This window comes from Streptomyces griseofuscus (assembly GCF_014673495.1).
Classification (GTDB): domain Bacteria; phylum Actinomycetota; class Actinomycetes; order Streptomycetales; family Streptomycetaceae; genus Streptomyces; species Streptomyces murinus.
Genome location: NZ_CP051006.1, coordinates 8499885 through 8517222, shown reverse-complemented (window position 1 = coordinate 8517222; position 17338 = coordinate 8499885). Strand labels below are relative to the sequence as shown.

At 71.1% G+C, this 17338-nt stretch carries 17 protein-coding genes and 1 pseudogene; 8 read left to right on the top strand and 10 right to left on the bottom strand.

The features are described from left to right. Window positions 1-187 precede the first annotated feature (187 nt). A pseudogene (locus HEP81_RS41930) lies at window positions 188-395 on the bottom strand (hypothetical protein); the annotation flags it as partial. A 219-nt stretch (window positions 396-614) separates the two neighbouring features. On the opposite strand from HEP81_RS41930, the gene HEP81_RS38180 reads away from it, so the two are divergent. From HEP81_RS38180 to HEP81_RS38155, 6 genes are all read left to right on the top strand, one after another. Next, complete coding sequence (locus HEP81_RS38180; RefSeq protein ID WP_037663038.1) at window positions 615-2198, top strand: FMN-binding glutamate synthase family protein; 1584 nt, start codon at window positions 615-617, stop codon at window positions 2196-2198. A gap of 14 nt (window positions 2199-2212) precedes the next feature. Then, complete coding sequence (locus HEP81_RS38175) at window positions 2213-3967, top strand: thiamine pyrophosphate-dependent enzyme (RefSeq protein WP_037662968.1); 1755 nt, start codon at window positions 2213-2215, stop codon at window positions 3965-3967. Window positions 3968-4087: 120 nt separating this feature from the next. Next, window positions 4088-4432 (top strand): PRC-barrel domain containing protein, encoded by a 345-nt coding sequence (locus HEP81_RS38170; RefSeq protein WP_374193187.1) that lies wholly within the window; start codon window positions 4088-4090, stop codon window positions 4430-4432. A 404-nt stretch (window positions 4433-4836) separates the two neighbouring features. Next, a complete protein-coding gene (locus HEP81_RS38165) occupies window positions 4837-5034 on the top strand; it encodes a hypothetical protein (protein WP_037662972.1) in 198 nt (65 codons plus the stop codon). A 78-nt stretch (window positions 5035-5112) separates the two neighbouring features. Continuing rightward, the gene (locus HEP81_RS38160) at window positions 5113-6006 is read left to right on the top strand and encodes a YihY/virulence factor BrkB family protein (RefSeq protein ID WP_037662974.1); all 894 of its coding nucleotides are present in this window, start codon (window positions 5113-5115) and stop codon (window positions 6004-6006) included. Window positions 6007-6463: 457 nt separating this feature from the next. Beyond that, window positions 6464-6970: a MarR family winged helix-turn-helix transcriptional regulator gene (locus HEP81_RS38155; protein ID WP_037663040.1), complete on the top strand. Its 507-nt coding sequence runs from the start codon at window positions 6464-6466 to the stop codon at window positions 6968-6970. Window positions 6971-6984: 14 nt separating this feature from the next. On the opposite strand, the gene HEP81_RS38150 is transcribed toward HEP81_RS38155, so the two are convergent. The 6 genes from HEP81_RS38150 to HEP81_RS38125 all read right to left on the bottom strand — a co-directional run bounded on the left by HEP81_RS38150 (window position 6985) and on the right by HEP81_RS38125 (window position 12810). Next, entirely contained in the window at window positions 6985-8202 is a 1218-nt protein-coding gene (locus tag HEP81_RS38150; RefSeq protein ID WP_037663042.1) for a PP2C family protein-serine/threonine phosphatase, read from the bottom strand. Window positions 8203-8755: 553 nt separating this feature from the next. Next, on the bottom strand, window positions 8756-9799 hold the full coding sequence (locus HEP81_RS38145) for a SpoIIE family protein phosphatase (RefSeq protein ID WP_037662978.1): 1044 nt from the start codon (window positions 9797-9799) through the stop codon (window positions 8756-8758). After that, on the bottom strand, window positions 9796-10221 hold the full coding sequence (locus HEP81_RS38140; protein WP_243279741.1) for an anti-sigma regulatory factor: 426 nt from the start codon (window positions 10219-10221) through the stop codon (window positions 9796-9798). The genes HEP81_RS38145 and HEP81_RS38140 overlap by 4 nt, the downstream gene beginning before the upstream one ends. Window positions 10222-10241: 20 nt before the next feature. Then, window positions 10242-10655, bottom strand: a complete 414-nt coding sequence (locus HEP81_RS38135) for an STAS domain-containing protein (protein WP_037662984.1) — start codon at window positions 10653-10655, stop codon at window positions 10242-10244. Next, complete coding sequence (locus tag HEP81_RS38130) at window positions 10652-11536, bottom strand: STAS domain-containing protein (RefSeq protein ID WP_037662985.1); 885 nt, start codon at window positions 11534-11536, stop codon at window positions 10652-10654. Before HEP81_RS38130 ends, HEP81_RS38135 begins: the two co-directional genes overlap by 4 nt. Before the next feature lie 113 nt (window positions 11537-11649). After that, on the bottom strand, window positions 11650-12810 hold the full coding sequence (locus HEP81_RS38125) for a PP2C family protein-serine/threonine phosphatase (RefSeq protein ID WP_037662986.1): 1161 nt from the start codon (window positions 12808-12810) through the stop codon (window positions 11650-11652). Window positions 12811-12967: 157 nt separating this feature from the next. Here HEP81_RS38125 and HEP81_RS38120 point away from each other — a divergent pair, with 157 nt between their 5' ends. Continuing rightward, window positions 12968-13453: a MarR family winged helix-turn-helix transcriptional regulator gene (locus HEP81_RS38120; RefSeq protein ID WP_243279740.1), complete on the top strand. Its 486-nt coding sequence runs from the start codon at window positions 12968-12970 to the stop codon at window positions 13451-13453. Between the two features lie 370 nt (window positions 13454-13823). Here HEP81_RS38120 and HEP81_RS38115 read toward each other — a convergent pair whose 3' ends face one another. Further along, window positions 13824-14441, bottom strand: a complete 618-nt coding sequence (locus tag HEP81_RS38115; RefSeq protein WP_051850648.1) for a PAS and ANTAR domain-containing protein — start codon at window positions 14439-14441, stop codon at window positions 13824-13826. Window positions 14442-14652: 211 nt separating this feature from the next. Here HEP81_RS38115 and HEP81_RS38110 point away from each other — a divergent pair, with 211 nt between their 5' ends. Then, a complete protein-coding gene (locus HEP81_RS38110) occupies window positions 14653-15630 on the top strand; it encodes an L-threonylcarbamoyladenylate synthase (protein ID WP_037662993.1) in 978 nt (325 codons plus the stop codon). 222 nt (window positions 15631-15852) lie between these two features. Here the strand turns inward: HEP81_RS38110 and HEP81_RS38105 are convergent, their stop codons facing one another. Then, window positions 15853-16500 carry a carbonic anhydrase gene (locus tag HEP81_RS38105; RefSeq protein WP_037662995.1) on the bottom strand — a complete coding sequence of 216 codons (648 nt, stop codon included), beginning with the start codon at window positions 16498-16500 and terminating at the stop codon, window positions 15853-15855. A gap of 368 nt (window positions 16501-16868) precedes the next feature. Next, the gene (locus HEP81_RS38100; RefSeq protein WP_243279851.1) at window positions 16869-17126 is read right to left on the bottom strand and encodes a chaplin; all 258 of its coding nucleotides are present in this window, start codon (window positions 17124-17126) and stop codon (window positions 16869-16871) included. Window positions 17127-17338 lie beyond the last annotated feature (212 nt).

Genomic DNA, 17338 nt, shown 5'->3' with positions numbered 1-17338 from the left:
GGCCGACATCGGCCCCCTCTATCACCAGGCCGCCCCGTCAGGCTTGCGGTGCCGGAACGACAGGTGCCGTCGCGTTCCGGATCCGGATCACTGGTGTGGCGACATCTCACAGCCGCCTTGATCCGGCGCATGCGCTGCGATCAGCTCGCGCACGTCGCGGTCCGCGTCCAGGAAGTCACCGGTGGCGGGTGAACCGGACGCGCGTGGGGCCGCCCGGGTCTATCCCAGAAGGCCGGGATTGACTAACTTCGTGGCGAATGAAGCCTTGGCCATGGCCACCTCCTGAAAGCGTGCGCCAGGTCCGCCGTGTTGTCGCAGATCAGGGCGTCCATCGCATGCGCGCGGACAAATTCGCAGCTCATGGGCCCTTCGCGGCCGGTTCGCGGATCGCACTCTCCCCTCATCCGGGTGAGCTTGGGGTGACCACATCGAGGTCCGGCGAGCCCCCCGGAGGCCCGGTGAGCACGTTGACCTACGCCACCACCGGCTCACCGAGCTGGTCCTGTCCCTCGAACTCGGCATGCGAGGCAGCCGTGCGCTCGCCACACAGGGAAATGACGGGTTCTTGGGAGGCCCGAGGGCATGGAGAGCGGTTGGCGGGCAATGCGCGAGTGGTGACACGCATTGTGATCGTCTTCCTGACCCTGTTCGTCGCCGTCGCGAGCGCCGCGGTGGCGGTCGTAAGCTCGCCCTACTGGTGGTTCTTGGCTCTTCCGCTGCTGTTCCTGGGTCTGCTGGGCGGGTGGGACCTGGCGCAGCGCCGGCATTCGGTGCTGCGCAACTATCCCGTGCTCGGCCACGCCCGCTTCCTGCTGGAGCGCCTGCGTCCGGAGCTTCAGCAGTACTTCGTCGAGCGGAACTTCGACGGCCGTCCGTTCGACCGGGACGTGCGCAGCATCGTGTACGAGCGGGCCAAGGGTACGGACGCGGAGGAGCCGTTCGGCACCGAGCGCGATGTGTACCGGCCGGGTCATGAGTTCCTGGTGCCGTCGATGGCGCCGTGCCCGGTGCCGAAGAGCGCGCCGCGGGTGCGGATCGGCGGCCCGGACTGCGACCGGCCGTACGAGATGGCTCTGCTGAACGTGTCGGCGATGAGTTTCGGCTCGTTGTCGGCCAACGCGGTCCTGGCGCTGAACGGCGGGGCCGCGGCGGGGAATTTCGCCCAGGACACGGGCGAGGGCGGGCTGTCGGAGTATCACCTGCGTCCCGGGGGTGACCTGGTGTGGGAGATCGGTACCGGGTACTTCGGCTGCCGTACCCGGGACGGGGACTTCGACGCGGCACAGTTCGCCGACAAGGCGGCGCACGACCACGTCAAGTGCGTGTCCCTGAAGCTGTCCCAGGGTGCGAAGCCCGGCATCGGCGGTGTACTGCCGGGGGCCAAGGTGAACGCCGAGATCGCCCGGGTCCGGGGCGTGCCCGAGGGACGTACGGTCGTCTCCCCGCCGTACCACCGGGTGTTCTCCACCCCGCGTGAACTGGTGCGTTTCATCGCCCGCATGCGTGAGCTGTCCGGTGGCAAGCCGGCCGGGTTCAAGCTGTGCGTGGGCTCGCGGCGGCAGTTCCTGGCCGTGTGCAAGGCCATGCTGGAGGAGGGCACGGCGCCCGACTTCATCGTGGTGGACGGCGCGGAGGGCGGGACCGGCGCGGCACCGCTGGAGTTCGCCGACCACATGGGCACCCCGCTCACCGAGGGCCTGCTCACCGTGCACAACGCCCTGGTGGGGGCGGGCCTGCGCGACCGGATAAAGATCGGTGCGAGCGGCAAGATCGCCACCGGCACCGATCTCGTCAAACGCATGGTCCAGGGCGCCGACTACGCCAACGCCGCCCGGGCCATGATGTTCGCCGTCGGCTGCATCCAGGCACAGCGCTGTCACACCAACACCTGCCCCACCGGCGTCACCACCCAGGACCCCCACCGCGCCCGCGCCCTGGACGTCCGCGACAAGACCCCCCGCGTCCACCGCTTCCAGGAGGCGACCGTGGCCGGCGCCCTTCAGATCATGGCATCCATGGGCGTCACCGACCCCGCCGACCTACGCCCCCACATGCTCCACCGCCGCATCGACCCCCTCACCGAACGCTCCTACGAAGAGCTGTACGAGTGGCTGGAGCCGGGACAGTTGCTCGCCGAGCCGCCCGAGTCCTGGGCGGCCGACTGGGCAGCCGCCGACCCCGACCGTTTCACCGTCTGACCCGGAGGATCCACATGTCCCGTACTGTTGCCCGCGTCATCGTGGACGCGCTGAGCGAACTCGGCGTGCGTCAGGTGTTCGGCGTGGTGGGAGACGCGCTCAATCCCGTGACCGACGCCATCCGCGGCACCGAGAGCCTGGAATGGGTGGGTTGCCGGCACGAGGAGGCGGCCGCCTTCGCCGCGAGCGCCCAGTCCCAGCTCACCGGAACCCTCGGCGTGTGCATGGGCACCGTCGGACCCGGTTCCGTCCACCTCCTCAACGGGTTGTACGACGCCGCCAAGAGCCACGCCCCGGTGCTGGCCATCACCGGCCAGGTACCGCTCGCCGAACTCGGCAGCGACTACTTCCAGGAGGTCGACAACGACGCCCTCTTCAGCGACGTGGCCGTCTTCCGCGCCACCATCACCTCGCCCGACCAACTGCCGCAGATGCTGGAGACCGCGGTGCGCACGGCGATCGGCCGCAAGGGGGTCGCCGTGCTCACCGTGCCGGGCGACCTGGGAGAGCGGGAACTGACCGACGACCGGCCGCCCCGGTTCTCCCTGGCCCCTGCGGTGACCCGTCCGGACGGTTCGGCCGCCCGGCGCGCCGCGGAACTCCTCGACCGGTCCGAGCGCGTCACTCTGCTCGTCGGGGAGGGTGCACGCGCCGCCCGCGAGGACGTCCTCGCCCTCGCCGAACGCCTGGCCGCGCCGATGGTGCTCACACTGAAGGCGAAAGCGGGTTTCGAGGGCGATCACAACCCGTTCCAGGTCGGCCAGACCGGTCTGATCGGCAACCCCGCCGCGGCGGAGGCCCTCCAGGACGCGGACACGCTCCTGCTGCTCGGCACCGACTTCCCCTACCGGGACTGGTATCCCGAGGGCCGGACGGTGATCCAGGTCGACACCGAGGCCACCCACATCGGACGCCGAGTGCCGGTCGACGTCGGGCTCGTGGGCGACACCGGCGCCACCGTACGCGACCTCTTGGAGCACCTCGGCACGGTGACCGTGGGCGCCCGTGACCGTTCGCACCTGGACAAGGCGCGCGAACACTTCGACCGGTGGCGCGCCGGCCAGGCCCGGCTCGCCGACCCCGATCACGACAAGGGCCTCGTGGGACGGCTCCGCTCCGCACTGGACAACCGTGCCCATGACATCAGGCCCGAGGTGCTGGCCGCGGCGGTGGACCGTGCCGCGGCCGACGACGCCGTCTTCACGTCCGACACGGGCATGGCCACGGTGTGGCTCTCCCGTTTCGTCGAGATGCGCGGTGAACGGCGCCTCATCGGCTCGTACAACCTCGGTTCGATGGCCAACGCCATGCCGCAGGCCCTGGGCGCGCAGTGCCTGGACCGTGAGCGCCAGGTCGTGGCCTTCTGCGGTGACGGTGGACTGAGCATGCTCCTCGGCGACCTCATGACCCTCAAGACCCAGCGCCTCCCCGTCAAGCTCGTCGTCTTCGACAACCGCCGGCTGGGGATGGTGAAGCTCGAACAGGAACAGGCCGGTCTGCCCGAGTTCGGCACCGTGCTCGACAATCCCGACTTCGCCGCCGTGGCCGAGGCCATGGGCATCACCGGCATCCGGGTGACGGACCCCTCGGACGTGGAGGGCGCGGTGCGAAGGGCCTTCGACACTCCGGGCCCGGTCCTGCTCGACGTCCTCACCAATCCGGACGAGATCGCCGTTCCGGCCAAGCCGACCGTCGAGCAGGGCTGGGGGTTCGCGGTGGCCAAGGTGAAGGAGGTCGTACGGAGCCAAGGGGACACCAGCGGCCACTGAGCGCTTCGGAACGGCGTTTACGGATCCGCCGCGCGGACAGGTTAAGTCTCTCGAAACGGAGGACGGGATGCTCGGGCATCCCGTCCACAGCACCAGCGGAGGACCAGGTTGACCGAGAACATGTGGAACTACGCCCCCACGGCGGGCCACACCCCCGACGCCGATCTCACCGGCTACACGGTGGAGGCGAGGGACGGGCACATCGGCAAGGTCGACAAGCACTCCAGCGAGGTCGGATCGCAGTACATCGTCGTCGACACCGGTGTGTGGATCTTCGGTAAGGAGGTTCTGCTCCCGGCCGCGACGATCACCCTCATCGACCACGAGGCGAGGACCGTCAGCGTCGCCCGGTCCAAGGAACAGATCAAGAACGCGCCGGAGTTCGACAAGGACACGCACCTGGGCGATCCCGCCTACCGGGACCAGATCAGCGGCCACTACGGAGCCGACGGCCCGGGACACTGACCGGCCCCACCGGTCGGACGATCACGTGAAGCCGGGAGCCCGCACGGACGCGGTCGCCCGGCTTCCGTGGATCTTCAGCACGACGATGCCGGTGGGGGGACGATGAGGATCGTCAGCACACCGCCGTCGGCGGACTCGGCGAAGGTGAAGGTGAAGGATGCGTCTGGTGGAGCCGCTGGCCGGGCACGGCCCGGGTGACGCGCTCGTCGTCCTGGTGCGCGACACCGCCGGGAGTGTGCCCGGCATCGAGACGGTGACCGTTGAGCAGGTGATGGCGGCCGCCCGGCAGGCGCCGGCCGGCTGCGGCCCGAGCCGCACCCCCCGCTTGAAGATGACAGGGCCGGTCCCCCGCCGCCGGCCCCGGCCGCCGGGAAGCCCGGCCTCGTCGCCGTGGAGGGTGGCCGATGAGGAGCCAGCCCCGCACCACCGTCGACCGCTGCGTGCTGACGATCGCTGGTCCGGTCCTGACGCTCGTCGGATGCCGGCCGGCCACCGCCCGTACGGCCTCCCGGCTGCCGCTGACCGCGCCTGGAGGCACACTGCGCACGCACGCCGTGGAGCAGGCGCTCACCGAGCGGGCCACCTCCATCGACGGAGCCTGACGCTCCGTCACCACCTACGCCCTCCAAAGCCGCTCCGGACCCGCGTCCGACTCGGCAACCGCACACACCGAATGCCTCATGTCCCCTGACCCCTTGCCCGCACCACCGCGCAGGGCCTGCCGCATGTCCGCGGGGCCCGGCCGCAACTGGTGGCCCGCCCTGCGCCGCACGCCGGTGTCGATGTGGAACGACGACATCACCGACTACGCGGCCGCACTGACCTACTACGCGATCCTCGCCCTGCTGCCCACGCTGCTGGTCGCCGTTCTCGCCTTCGGGCTCTTCAGCCCCGGCACCGCAGAGGACTTCATCACCCAGGTCACCGACTACGCCCCAGGCCAGTCCGGCGCCGCGCTCCACGGCGTGCTCGAAAGCATGCTCACGCAGCACTCGGCCGTCTGGACACTGCTCGCCACCGGAACCGCGAGCGCGCTGTGGTCGGCGTGCAGCTACCTCGCCGTCTTCCGCCGCGCCCTGCACCGCATGCACCGAGCCCCCGATCGCCGCTCGCCCTGGCGCAGAGCCCCCCGGATCGTGCTCACCGCTCTGGTCCTGCTCTCCTTGCTCGTCGTCAGCGGTCTTGTCCTGCTGCTGTCCGGCCCGGTCGCCGCGACACTCGGCCGACTGCTGCACCTGGGCTCCACCGCCCCCCTCATCTGGAGCATCGCACGGTGGCCGGTGCTCCTGTGCCTCGTCGCCGTACTGGTCGTGGTCGTCTTCCACACCGGCCCCGGCCCGGCGCGCAGGCGCCGCCAGAGCCTGCCGGGCGGTGTCCTGGCCGCCGCCCTGTGGCTGATCGTCTCCGCCGGCTTCACCCTGTACACGGCGCTCCTCGGCACCTACAGCCGTCTGTACGGATCCCTCGCCGGGACGGTGGTCTTCCTGATCTGGCTGTGGTTGTCCAACCTCGCCCTGCTGGCCGGTGCGCAATTCACCGCCGAACTGAGCAGGACGCGCGGCGAGGGCGGGTGAACCCTGCTTGTCACGGGCTCCCCACCGAGCCACCGGCCGCGGCCCTGGTCGAGACCCTGAAGCAGGTCCGTCCCGACCACCGCCCATGCCCACCGGCCAGAAGTCGCCGACGGGACGCCCCGGGACCCCCGGCGTCGGACAACAGGATGAACGCTCGGCTCGGGGCCCGCGCCGGGGTGGGACCCCCCTCCCCCGTTCGGGACCGGATGTCCGCCCGGGCCGACCGGGAGCACCCGACCGACACGCGGGAGACGGCCAAGCCCGGCCGAGGGCCTCCCGGCGTCTTCATCGCCGGTGCTGGGCCGCCGGTCGTCAACATCGTGACCCTCAAAGGGGCACGTCGTGCACGGACGGTGTCAGTCTCAGCGGGGGCTGCGTGTACCCCTTGCCTTCGGGTACAGCGATTCCATGAGGATTGTCTCGGCAGCACGCGGAACTCACTGAAAGCGATGTGCTCGTGACCCGGCTCGACGACTCTGGCGGCGATCATGTGCAGGGACCGGACACTCGCCCGGACGCCGTTGCGCTGGAGATCGCCGACGCCGTGGAGAGTCTCGCTGACCTGTGGTCACTTGCCGCTCAGGAAGCGGCCCTGCGCCTGTCCCCGCACCAGTTGCGGGCCCTGCGTGCACTTGATGCGACCCGAGAGCTGAATCTCACCGCGCTGGCCGAGCGGCTGGACATCGGGCTCCCCACGGCGAGCCGGCTGTGCGACCGGCTGGAGGCCGCGGGTCTGCTGGACCGTGCGCTGCACCCGGAGAAGCGCCGTGAGGTCCGTCTTCGTCTCACCGTGCAGGGCCACCGGGTGCTGGGCGACGTGGCGGCGCGGCGTGCCCAGGCACTGGCGGCCGCCCTCGCGGCCATGGAGCCGGCGGAACGGTCGGCGCTGAGCCGCGGCATGAAGGCGTTTCTCGCCGCTCTCAGCGGTATGACATCACCTCCGGGAGGGACGCCCGACGCATGATGACGAGCTCGGGGTCAGGCGCCTGTGGAGATCGGACGTGCCGTGTCGATGCCCCTGCCCGTCCAGTCGGCGCAGATCACCGCCGCATCCGAGACGAGGTCCTTGCTGCCGAAGTGTTCGATCAGTCCGGCGACGACCGCGCGTGCCGTCTCGTGCGGAGGGGTCTGCCGTGTCGCGCTCAAAATCTGTCTCAGGGCGCGTTCCCCGAAGACGTCTCCGGTGGCTGAGCGGGTGCCGTGCACACCGGTGCTGATGGCGACCAGACGATCGCCCGGTGCCACCTCGAAGGTCTGCTCCTCGTACGGAGTCTCTTCGAACATGCCGAGCGGGAGCTGCGCTTCCAGTTCGATCAGTTCGATGCCGGTGTCGCGCAGGCGGTAGAGCTGGGGAGAACCGGCGTCGACGGCGTGCACGATCCCGGTGTCCAGGTCGAAGCGGAGGAGCAGCGTGGCGGCGTACACCTTGCCGCCGTACTGGGCGTAGACGGCCTGGTCCGCGAGGGCGGCCTGGTCGGCGAGGGTGAGGCCGGCACGGCGGGCGTTGCGCAGCGCGCTCACGGCGAGGTTCGTGAGCAGGGAGGCGTCGATGCCCTGGCCCATGCCGTCGGTCACGGTGAGGTCGAGGTGGTCGGCGCTGGTGGACCAGTCGAAGTTGTCACCGCCGACGGCGTAGGCGGGCTCCAGGTGCGCGCCGATGGTGTACTCCCGGCGGGCGCAGCCCCGTCCCGGCAGGAGCTGCCACTGCATCTCGGCGGCGAGGGTGAGGCGGCGGGTACGGCGAGCCTGCAGATACAGGTCGGTGTCCCGGCCCGCGACGGCGATCTCGTGACCCAGAGCGGTGGCGAACTCGACGAGCCTCAAGATGGCTGCCGGGTCGGCGTAGGCGGCGGGTACGCCGACGGACAGGATGCCGAGCCGGTCACCTCGGACGGTGATGGGCAGGTGCACACGTTCCGCCGTGGTGCCGGCGACGACCTCGACCACCGGCGTCTGCGTGGTGAACGCGGTACCGGCCGGTCCGTCGTGCGCCGAGACCGGATCACTGGTGTGCGGCAGGTGCGTGATCGGCTGAAGCACGGTCAGGCCGTAGTCGGCGAGAAGCAGGGTGACGTCCTCGGCACCGAAATCCTCGGCCAGGAGGGAGGCGGCGGTGGCGACCAGTGCGTGGGGCGGTACGGCCCGCAGTCGGCTCTCCGCGGACGAAAACGGTTCAGCGGTATTCACGGCCTCCACCCTCCCCATGTGGCCTTCACGATATCGCGGCACGAGCGGGTTCCGCTCCGCGGCCGGGCGGACGTCGTCGGTGCGTGCGCAGCCGTGCCCACCGGCTCGGGCAGCGGCTCGGCGCGCTCTTCGAGATCTTCCGGACGTGGCTCGTCGAGGGCGCCCGGGGCGGGGCAGGGCGGTTCGGCTCCCAGGTGGAACCTGCGGGCAGGGCGCTCCACGCCCTGGCTGCCAGGCGGCGTCCGTCGCGGTGCAGGCGAGCGGCCGCTCCCTCATGTCCAGCCTCGCCGGGGTCGCCGCGGTCTGCCCGTCCGCCAGGAGGACGGCCTCCGCTCAGTCGTCGTCCCAGGCCGCCGGGCCGGGGTGGCCTCCCCATCGGGCCCCGCCCGGTACGGCCCGGCCGGGCTGCCGGACGGCTGGGGGTGGATTTCCGAACCCCGGCCACCGAGACGCCGGCGACGCCGCGCGGAGGAATCAGCGGGGAATCAGGGCGGAGCGGCCGCGAGCGCGGCCAGGGTGGTGGTGCGTGCCGCGACGGCGCGGCGCGCGGTCGTCGGGGCGGTCACGGGCGCCGATCGGCCGTGTCCCCGGCGAGGACGGCCACGCAGGTGTCGTCGTGGGTGGGGCTGGCAGGGCTGCTGGCGTCCCGCAGGATGGTCGCGGCCACCACCGCCGGGTCGCGGGCGAGGAGGTCGCCGTCCTCAGGCGGCACCCAGCGGCTGGGCAAGCCGTCGCTGTGCAGGACAAGCAGACTGTCCGGCCTCCAGGTCAGGCACCGTACGGGCACCGCCACAGGCAATTGGGCGCCGACTATGCCGGGGTGGGAGACGAGGTGCTCCCATGAGCCCTCCGTGTAGAGCCGGGCGCCGATGTCGCCGACCCCGGCGAAGGTCAGTTCCCCACCGTCCGTGTCGAGCTGGGCGACGGCGACGGCCGCCCCGCGGGTGGGTCGCAGGGCGAGGTGCATCCGGCGCAGGATCTCGGCGACCGGCAGATGTGCGGCGCGGTACAGCTCGCCGACCGCGGTGTGGGAGGCGTCCGCGGCCTTGCCTCCGTGGCCGAGGCCGTCGGCGAGCATGACCGTCACCCGGGCACCGGAGCGTGTCCAGCAGTAGGCGTCCCCCGAGTGCTCGTCATGGGCGCGCGCAACGTTGATCCCGCCCGTCCGGACGTCTGACCGGGCCTTTTCCTTGTCGTCCTGGCCGATACGGGAGACGGCGACGGTGCCCCGGTGTGTGCTGTAGAGGTCGAAGGCGCTGGAAATGCGCAGGCACGTCCCCAGACCGGCACCCAGAGACGCGTCGCTGGTGCTGTGGCCGTCACGCATCGCGGCGTTGACGTCGGCGATGCCGGGGCCGTGGTCGAGGGCGGTGAGCTGGACCGCCGCGGCGCGCGCCCCCTGCGGCGGATGGTCGACGAGACCGATCACCATGCGGCCGCCCCCGGCGTGCTTGAGCAGGTTGGTGGCCAGTTCGGTGGCGGCCAGAGCGGCCAGCGCGGTGCGGTGCGGGTCGATGCCCGCGAGGAGGCACGCCGCCTCGGCCGCTACCCGAACATCCCGTACGCGGGTGGAGTCGTGCACCGGGATGTCCCAGACGCGCGTCATCGCACCGCCCGCTCGGCCACGGGCAGATCTGCGGCCCAGGTGATGACGGTGACGGCGGTGCCCCGGCCGGGTTCGGTGTCGATCGTGAATTCGTCCACCAGGCGTCGGGCGCCGCTCAGGCCGAGCCCGAGACCGTCGCCCGTGGTGTACCCGTCGGTCATGGCGAGCCGGACATCGCGAATTCCCGGACCGTCGTCGACGAAGGAGAGGCACAGGCCATCGGTCCCGCCGTGCCCCAGCGAAGTGATCTCCATGTGCCCGCCGCCTCCGTAGACCAGGGTGTTGCGGGCCAGTTCGCTGGCCGCGGTGACCAGTTTCGTCTGCTGGACGAGTCCGAAGGCGAGTTCGGCCGCGCGCCGACGTACCTGCTGTCTTACCCAGGAGAGGTCCGCGTCCGAGCGGATCGGCACGCGTATCGTCATGGCGGGGTCGCGGGCCGCCATCACGCCGCCCTCTCGGGCAGACCGGAGCCGTTCGGCGCCGATGGCCGCGCGAGGAGTTCCAGCGCGCATTCCACGTCGAGGGCGGTGATCAGGCCGGGCAGGGTCAGGCCCAGCTCGACCAGTGTGATCGCCACGTCGGGCCGCATGCCGGCCAGCACGGTGCGAGCCGCCATCAGACGCGCGCCCGCGGCGATCTCGGCCAGTACGCGTCCCAGGTAGGAGTCGACGATCTCCACTCCGGAGATGTCGATGATCACGCCGGAGACCTCGCTGTCGGCGACGCGGAGGGTGATGTCGTGCTGGAGCTGCTCGGCCAGGGTGTCGTACAACTCCCCTTGGACACTGACCAGCAGCGTCTGCCCCAGCGCCAGGACCGGCACCGCTGTCGCGCGGTCCGGGATGCTCGCGGTCACCGCAGGCTCGCCCTCGCGGACACGTCGATGTCCTGGTGGCGGAGGGCGTAGGCCAAGGCGTCGGCGAGCGAGGCACGGGTGAGGACGGAACCCAGGTCGATGCCGAGTTGGACGATGGTCTGCGCGGTAGCCGGACGGATGCCGGAGACTACGCAGTCGGCGCCCATCAGGCGGGCGGCGGCGACCGTCTTCATCAGGTGCTGTGCCACGAGCGAGTCGACCGTGGGAACGCCGGTGATGTCCAGGATGACGTATCGCGCACGCTGCGTGACGATGCTCTGCAGCAGCGACTCCATGACGACCTGACTGCGTGCGCTGTCCAGCGTGCCGATCAGCGGCACCGCGACGATGCCCTCCCACAGGTTGATCACCGGGGTGGCCACCTCGTGCAACTGCTGCCTCTGTCGCGCGATCAGCTCCTCCCCCGCGCTGAGCGCCGTCTGCATCGTCACCAGTCGCAGGGTGCCCATGAGGATCGTCAGGTCCAGCAGCCCCTCGGTGGCCTCCGTGGCGGCGGGGTCCGGGAATTCCGCCCGGAGCAGCTCGGCCACCGACGGACGCAGGGCAGCCACCTCCTCGGCGATCCGGGCCGGGCTCAAACCGATGCGGCTGCGGGATCCGGACATGCTGCCCAGTTGCTCGCGGACGGTGTCGAACCCGGGGGCCTCGATGTCCTCGAGCCGCCCGGTCGACGCCACGACGGCAAGGGCGTCCACGACCGACTTGCACGCTTCCACGGCTTCGTCGCGCGAGACGGTGAACACCGACCGGAAGAGCGGGACGTCGGCCCATCGCTGAGCGATCTGCTCCCGGCGGCGCGTCAGAAAGCCGGTCAACGCGCGCGCTGAAGATGCGACCGTCTCTTGCTCCGACAACTGCATCGTCTCCTTGTGTAGAGGCCCGACGGCCAGCGTTCGATCACCGAAAGGCAATTATTGCCTCATGGCAACCGTAGGCGCTGGAGTGGTGCGCGACCAACACACGATCGACACAGTCAGCGTCCGCGCCAGTCGAGGCAGACGACGAGGGCGTCGTCGTCCGCCACCGACTGACCGCGGTGTCCGGCCAGCTCCCGAAGGATGGCGCGCGGCACCTCGGCCGCGGGGAGCAGGCGGGTGGCCTGGATCGCACGGGCCAACGCGAGGTCGCCGTCGGCCTCGCCTTTAGGGCCGGCGACCGCGTGCACCCCGTCGCTGACGAAGACGAGCCGGTCGCCGGGCTCGACCCGAAAGTCCTGGGTCACGTAGTCGGTCTCCTCGAACATGCCCAACGGAAGTTGCGCCTCGAAGGCGACGCGCTCCACGGCGCCGGCGCGCAGCCGCAGCAGTTGCGGTGAACCGGCATCCACCACGCTGGCGCGGCCCGTCGCGAGGTCGAAGTCGAACATCAGCACCGACAGGTAGCAGCGGCCCTGGTAATGGGCGTACACCGCCTGGTCGGCCAGGGCCGCCTGGTCGGCGATGGCGATCCCGGCACGCCGGGCGTTCCGCAGTGCGTTGATCGCCAAGTTCGTCAGCAAAGACGCCTCTATGCCCTCCCCCATCCCGTTGGTGACGTACAACATGAGGCGATCGGCCGTCGTGGACCAGTCGAAGTTGTCCCCGTAGATCGCGTATGCCGGCTCCAGCTGCGCGCCCAGGTCGTACTCGGGGCGGGAGCAGGAACGCCCGGGCAACAGCTGCCACTGCATCTCGGCGGCCAGGGTGAGCCGGTCCTTGCGTCGCGCCTGCAGATAGACGTCGGTGTCCCGTTCGGCGACGACCACCTCGTGGCCCAGCACCTCGGCGATGTCCGTCAACTCGCCCAGCAGGCCGCGCACCTGGCCCTCGTCCGGGAGCGTCACCGAGAGCACACCCAGCCGGTCCCCGCGCACGCTGACCGGCAGGTGTACGCGCACGGAATGGCCGGCACCGGCCTCGACGACCGGCTCCTGGGCGCTGAAAGCCCGGCCCACGACGCTGTTGTGCACGGAGACTGGATTCCTGACGTGCGGCAGCACCGAAACCGGCTGAAGCACCGTCAGGCCGTAGTCGGCCATGAACAGCTCTACCGACTCCGCGTCGTACTGCTCGGTCAGCACCCGACGAACGGCGTCGAGCAACCCGTGGGGCGTCGCCGTGCGCAGCGCGCGCTCGGCGGTCACAAATCTGTTCACGATGGTAAAAACACCACTTTCCACCGGAGGCTCAACGGCCCCGCTCCTGTGACGAGGTCATACGATTCAGTCAGGTCGAGCCGCCAGGGCCGACCAAAGCTCTACAGCCAATGCGAGCGCCTAGTAGGCTGGCGGCCGTCCCAGTGCCTGCGAGAGTGTGACAGTGGCTGCTTTCCGCCCCCGCCCGGAGCCCGTCGAGGTCGCCCGCGTGACCGCGACGGCTGGAGAGTTGCTGGAAGTCCTGTGGGGCCGGGCGTCCACCGCCCCGGCGTCGGCATCCCAGATGCGGGTGCTGCTCACCCTGGAGCACCAGGACGGCATCAATCTGCGCACACTCAGCGACGCCCTCGCCTCCACGCCTCCGTCCACCAGTCGGCTGTGCGACCGCCTGGTCGCCGCCGGCCTCGTCGAACGCGTGACAAGCGCGGTCAACCGGCGCGAAGTGCGCCTGCACCTCAGCACCAAGGGCCGGGCCTTCCTCGTGGACCTGCGCGCACGCAGGGAGAAGGAACTGGAGGCGGTTCTGGCCCTCATGCCCGCAGGCAAGCGAACGGCGCTGCTGGAGGGCCTGGAGGCGTTCTGCCGCGCGGCGGCATCGCAGATGCACGAAACCGCCGAGCAGTCGGACGACCGGACCGCCTGAACACCGGAGCGCTTCACCGGCTCCCCCGACGCCGCAGAACGTCGGCGCCCATCGCACGGAGCGACCTCCGCCCACCGGAACATGCCCCGCCCTTCCCCGTGCGGCCGACACGGTCACTTTCTTGCCCCAAGACCATTATTGTCAAATGGCAACAGACGCTCGCAGGGGCCCCTACCTGGGTTCGGATACCCCGAGTCCGTCCGCGCACGTATCGCGGCCACGACCTGAGCGGCCACTCGTCCATGGCGCACATACCTCCAGCACGATGCGCGGGAAGCGGACGGCAACGGATCGGGAGCGGCGAGCAGGCGGTGACCGCTCCCCGTCGGGGCGCAACGGGTCGGCTCTGGCGGACGCGGCACGCGAGCCGTCAGCCGTTCTCGGAGGGGTACAGCACAGCGCCGACCCTGTGAGCCAGGTGGTGCTGCGGCTCGCCGGCCGGCGTCGGGGCCGCGGCCACGAGCGCACCGGCGACGTCCCGCATCCTCCGGTTCGTGTGCTGGGACTGCCAGCGCATGATGCGTAGCGCCACGTCGGCGTCCACTCCGTACTGAGCCATGAGGATCCCGCGCGCCAGGTCGATGTCCTCCTGGCTGAGCCGGGCCTTGCTCACGTCGCCATCGGCGAGGGAGCGGGCGTGCCTGCTGAGGGGGTCCGTGATGTCGACGACAAAGCCGCGCACTGTCACCACACCGCCGGCGTCGTCGCTTCTGGCGTCGGCCACCATGACGACCGCGTGTTCCTTCCCGGAAGCGTCCGCGATGCGGTGGTAGCAGCCGATCGGCTTCCCGTCCTCGCGGACCGCCGCGAGTGCCTTTCCCACCCGTTCGCGGTCGTCGGCGTGCTGGTGTTCACGCAGCAGTTCGCTCGTCGGTTCGACCGAGTCGGGCGGGTAGCCGTGCAGGCGGTACATCTCGTCCGACCACCACCAGGTGCCGTCCTTCACCCGGTGGATGAAAACCCCCGTCAGCTCGTCCGTCTCGTCCATGCTCCAAGTGAACTCTTCCCGCACAACCGGGCCTCCCGTCCAGGCCCCACCCTGACATGACCAGAATGTTCCTTTTCATGCTATTACGGATGCTCGCGAAACTTTCCAGCACCAGAGGGCCCCACCCCTTGGTGGCCGCATCGGAGCCTGGCCGTGCTGGTCCGAGCATGATCACGTCTGTGCCGGACCTTCTGCTCCTAGGATTGCGCGGGTGACAGCAAGTACAAGTGACATCAAGCAGGCGGTCGGCGTGCTGCGCGCCGGGGGGCTGGTCGCCCTCCCGACCGAGACCGTCTACGGCCTCGGCGCCAACGCCGAGGACCCCGCCGCCGTCGCGCGCATCTTCCAGGTCAAGGGGCGGCCGTCCACCCACCCCCTGATCGTCCACATCGGCCACGCCGATCTGCTGGACGACTGGGTCGAGGACGTGCCCGCGGCGGCGCGTCTGCTGGCCGAGCATCTGTGGCCGGGGCCGCTCACCCTGGTGCTGCGGCGTGGCCGCCGGGTGCCTCTGGAGGCGACCGGTGGTCTCGAGACGGTGGCCGTGCGCGTACCCGACCACCCCGTCGCGCTGGCCCTGCTGACCGCCTTCGGCGGCGGGGTCACGGCCCCGTCCGCCAACCGGTTCGGCTCGGTCAGTCCCACCACGACGGACCATGTCCGTGCCGAGCTCGGCGGCGCGGTCGACTTCGTGCTGGAAGGCGGCCCCTGCGCGGTCGGCGTCGAGTCGACCATCGTCGACGTCACGGGCGATACGCCGAGCATCCTCCGGCCGGGTGGCGTGACGCGCGAGGAACTCGAAGCGGTGGTGGGATGCCCGCTCGAAGTCCCTTCGTCGAGCCGCGTGCGAGTGCCCGGCCAGCACCCGTCGCACTACGCGCCGCGGGCACGGGTCGTCCTCGTCGAGCCGGACAAGGTGGTCGCCGAAGCGGAGCTGGCGCAGGAGCTGGGCCACCGGGTGGGCGTCTTCCTCCCCGCCTCCTTCGCCGATGGCGTGACGAAGGTGCATGCCGTGGTCCCCCTCCCCCGTTCGCCGGTCGATTACGCGCGCGGGCTGTACGGGTTCCTGCGCGAGCTTGACGAGCGGGGGTGCGACCTGATCTTCGCGTCCTTGCCGGTGGAGGAGGGGCTCGGACTGGCGATCGCCAACCGGCTGCGCCGCGCCGCGGGGCCTCGACCCATCGTGTGACCGGTGCCGGTGCCGCGCCCGCACGATCCGTTTCCGCGCCGCGGGCGGGGCGGACGGGTCAGGGCCGGGACGCAGGAGGGACAGCGAGTGTCCTCCGGCGTCCGCACGGCGGGGCGCGCTCGCGGCCGACGGCGAGCGCGCCCCGCTGTGGAACGTCCGGCGGGCGCCCCGCCACCGGCCCTCGGGCGGGTCGGGTGCGCTTCCCGCCTCGGGCGGCGGCGGTCAGACCGCGCCGGGTACCGGCGTATCGAGGCCGCGCGAGGTGACCAGGTGCGCACGGCCGTCCGCCAGCCCGTAGCGCAGGCCCACCACGGCCGCCCGGCCGGCGGCGACTTTCTCCGCGAGGACCCGGGAGCGGTCGAGCAGCAGGTCGACGGTGTGCCCTATGTGCGTGGCGAGGATCTCCTCGGGTTCGACCTGTCCGGCCGCGTGCGCGGCGAGCACGCTCGGGGTCACCCGTTCGACGACGTCCCGGACGTACCCGGCCGGCGTCATGCCGTTCTGGAGTGCGGCGCACGCCGCGCCGACCGCCCCGCACGAGTCATGGCCAAGGACCACGACCAGCGGGCAGCCCAGCACGTCCACGCCGAATTCGATGCTGCCCAGCACCTCCGGTCCCATGACGTGGCCCGCGGTGCGGACCACGAACAGGTCGCCGAGGCCGCGATCGAAAATGATCTCTGCGGCCAGCCGGGAGTCGGAACAGCCGAACAGCACGGCGAAGGGCTGCTGGGACGGCGCGACCTCGGCACGGCGGGTGACGTCCTGGTTGGGGTGGTCGGGGATGCCGGCGACGAAGCGCTGGTTACCGGCCAGCAGCAGTTCGTAGGCTTCGCGCGGCGTCGGAGTCGGGAGGCGGGTCTCAGTCATGACCGCAGCCTAGATGTATCGGCTCGCGAGTTCGCTCGCGCGGTCGGCGGGTGGCCGTCCGCACCCCTCGTTCCTGCCTTTGGGCAGCGGTCGGCCGGGCGTGCGCGCCGCCGCGTCCCGGGTCGCGGCAGTCGCCGCCGCGGACAAGCCGTCGGAGCCGATGGGTTCGGGCCCACCGATGACGGCCGCTCCGCTGAGCCCGAGGGGAAGGTCCCCGGCGGCCCGACTCGCCGGAGCCGCACCGCCGGCGCGCGCAGCAGCAGGACCGGCACTGCGCGCACGGTGGGGATACCGGGCCACGGCACCAGCCTGTCAGAGGCGGCGGAGTGACCCAGATCGCCCGTCCCGCCGGCGGAGCGGGTGGTGCGTCACCTGCGCGTGTTGGCGCAGGCGTTGCCGAAGGCGGGGTTGAGCAAGCCGATCACGTCGACGGTGTCGCCGCAGACGTTGACCGGGATGTCGACCGGGACCTGGATCACGTTGCCCGACAGGACACCCGGCGAGCCGACCGCCGCCCCCTGCGTTCCGGTGTCGCCCGCGGCGGCCATCGCGCCGCCGAGCACGACCGCACCCGCGGCGGCCAGCAGAGCCGTTCCACGCATCACCCGAGACCGCAGAGACATCATGTTCACGTGCCTTTCTCCTTGTCGCGACGGCTTCCGCCGCCGACCGGCCGCATGCGGCGACCAGGCACCGGTAATCCGCCGCCGCCTCGCGCGTGGACTGGGCAAGACGGCCTGGATCACCCGATCGCGCTACACAGCGTCCCGGACGCGGTGCGTACGGCGTCGGACGTGCCGACGGGGCGGCGGCCGCCCTGGTTGCCGCTCCTCGTCGG